This is a genomic window from Ensifer sp. CCNWLY38, assembly GCF_037120565.1.
In the GTDB taxonomy this organism is placed as follows: domain Bacteria; phylum Pseudomonadota; class Alphaproteobacteria; order Rhizobiales; family Rhizobiaceae; genus Ensifer; species Ensifer adhaerens_H.
Map to the genome: position 1 here is coordinate 2,497 of NZ_JBBBBO010000034.1, position 2,804 is coordinate 5,300.

Sequence of the window (2,804 nt, forward strand, 5' to 3'; positions counted from 1 at the left end):
AAGGGCATTTGGTGGATGCCTTGGCATGCACAGGCGATGAAGGACGTGATACGCTGCGATAAGCCGTGGGGAGCTGCGAATAAGCTTTGATCCATGGATCTCCGAATGGGGGAACCCACCTTAAATGCTTGGAAAATTTAAGTCGTACGCAAGTACGGCTTAGGTTTCCAAGTATTGTTTAAAGGTATCTTACTCTGAATACATAGGGGTAAGAAGCGAACGCAGGGAACTGAAACATCTAAGTACCTGCAGGAAAGGACATCAACCGAGACTCCGCAAGTAGTGGCGAGCGAACGCGGACCAGGCCAGTGGCAATGAGGAATAAAGTGGAACGACATGGAAAGGTCGGCCGTAGAGGGTGATAGCCCCTTACACGTAGAACACTCATTGTCCTTGAGTAAGGCGGGACACGTGAAATCCTGTCTGAACATGGGGAGACCACTCTCCAAGCCTAAGTACTCGTGCATGACCGATAGCGAACAAGTACCGTGAGGGAAAGGTGAAAAGCACCCCGACAAGGGGAGTGAAATAGAACCTGAAACCGGATGCCTACAAACAGTTGGAGCCCGCAAGGGTGACAGCGTACCTTTTGTATAATGGGTCAACGACTTAGTGTGACGAGCAAGCTTAAGCCGATAGGTGAAGGCGCAGCGAAAGCGAGTCTGAACAGGGCGTTCAGTTCGTCGCATTAGACCCGAAACCGAGTGATCTAGCCATGAGCAGGTTGAAGGTTGGGTAACACCAACTGGAGGACCGAACCCGCATCTGTTGCAATAGATTGGGATGACTTGTGGTTAGGGGTGAAAGGCCAATCAAACTCGGAAATAGCTGGTTCTCCGCGAAAACTATTTAGGTAGTGCGTCGACCGAATACCCTCGGGGGTAGAGCACTGGATGGGCTATGGGGACTCACCGTCTTACTGATCCTAACCAAACTCCGAATACCGAGGAGTACTAGTCGGCAGACACACGGCGGGTGCTAACGTCCGTCGTGAAAAGGGCAACAACCCTGACCTCCAGCTAAGGTCCCCAAGTCATGGCTAAGTGGGAAAGGATGTGAGGATCCCAAAACAACCAGGATGTTGGCTTAGAAGCAGCCATCATTTAAAGAAAGCGTAACAGCTCACTGGTCTAATTAAGGGTCTTTGCGCCGAAAATGTAACGGGGCTAAAGCCATGCACCGAAGCTGAGGATACGTCGCAAGACGTGTGGTAGCGGAGCGTTCCGTAAGCCTGTGAAGGGATACCCGTGAGGGGTCCTGGAGGTATCGGAAGTGCGAATGTTGACATGAGTAACGATAAAGAGGGTGAGAGACCCTCTCGCCGAAAGACCAAGGGTTCCTGCTTAAAGTTAATCTGAGCAGGGTTAGCCGGCCCCTAAGACGAGGCGGACACGCGTAGTCGATGGGAACCACGTTAATATTCGTGGGCCTGGTGGTAGTGACGGATCGCTTAACTTGTTTGGACTTATTGGATTGTCCAGGCGGGGACGCGGTTCCAGGAAATAGCTCCACCATTATAGACCGTACCCGAAACCGACACAGGTGGTCAGGTAGAGTATACCAAGGCGCTTGAGAGAACTATGCTGAAGGAACTCGGCAAATTGCACGCGTAACTTCGGAAGAAGCGTGACCCTTTTTGACGCAAGTCAGATGGGGTGGCACAGACCAGGGGGTAGCGACTGTTTATCAAAAACACAGGGCTCTGCGAAGTCGCAAGACGACGTATAGGGTCTGACGCCTGCCCGGTGCTGGAAGGTTAAGAGGAGGGGTGCAAGCTCTGAATCGAAGCCCCAGTAAACGGCGGCCGTAACTATAACGGTCCTAAGGTAGCGAAATTCCTTGTCGGGTAAGTTCCGACCTGCACGAATGGCGTAACGACTTCCCCGCTGTCTCCAGCATAGACTCAGTGAAATTGAATTCCCCGTGAAGATGCGGGGTTCCTGCGGTCAGACGGAAAGACCCCGTGCACCTTTACTATAGCTTTACACTGGCATTCGTGTCGGCATGTGTAGGATAGGTGGTAGGCTTTGAAGCAGGGACGCCAGTTCTTGTGGAGCCATCCTTGAAATACCACCCTTATCGTCATGGATGTCTAACCGCGGTCCGTCATCCGGATCCGGGACAGTGTATGGTGGGTAGTTTGACTGGGGCGGTCGCCTCCGAAAGAGTAACGGAGGCGCGCGATGGTGGGCTCAGACCGGTCGGAAATCGGTCGTCGAGTGCAATGGCATAAGCCCGCCTGACTGCGAGACTGACAAGTCGAGCAGAGACGAAAGTCGGTCATAGTGATCCGGTGGTCCCGCGTGGAAGGGCCATCGCTCAACGGATAAAAGGTACGCCGGGGATAACAGGCTGATGACCCCCAAGAGTCCATATCGACGGGGTTGTTTGGCACCTCGATGTCGGCTCATCGCATCCTGGGGCTGGAGCAGGTCCCAAGGGTTTGGCTGTTCGCCAATTAAAGCGGTACGTGAGCTGGGTTCAGAACGTCGTGAGACAGTTCGGTCCCTATCTGCCGTGGGTGTAGGAATATTGACAGGATCTGTCCCTAGTACGAGAGGACCGGGATGGACATATCTCTGGTGGACCTGTTGTCCTGCCAAGGGCATAGCAGGGTAGCTATATATGGAATGGATAACCGCTGAAGGCATCTAAGCGGGAAACCAACCTGAAAACGAGTATTCCCTTGAGAACCGTGGAAGACGACCACGTTGATAGGCTGGGTGTGGAAGTGCGGCAACGCATGAAGCTTACCAGTACTAATCGTTCGATTGGCTTGATCGTTCCCATTGCTCATGCTCATC

Annotated in this window: 1 rRNA gene; it reads left to right on the top strand. The window is 53.0% G+C overall.

The features are described from left to right. A 23S ribosomal RNA gene (locus V7S54_RS33160) occupies positions 1-2,784 on the top strand. Positions 2,785-2,804 lie beyond the last annotated feature (20 nt).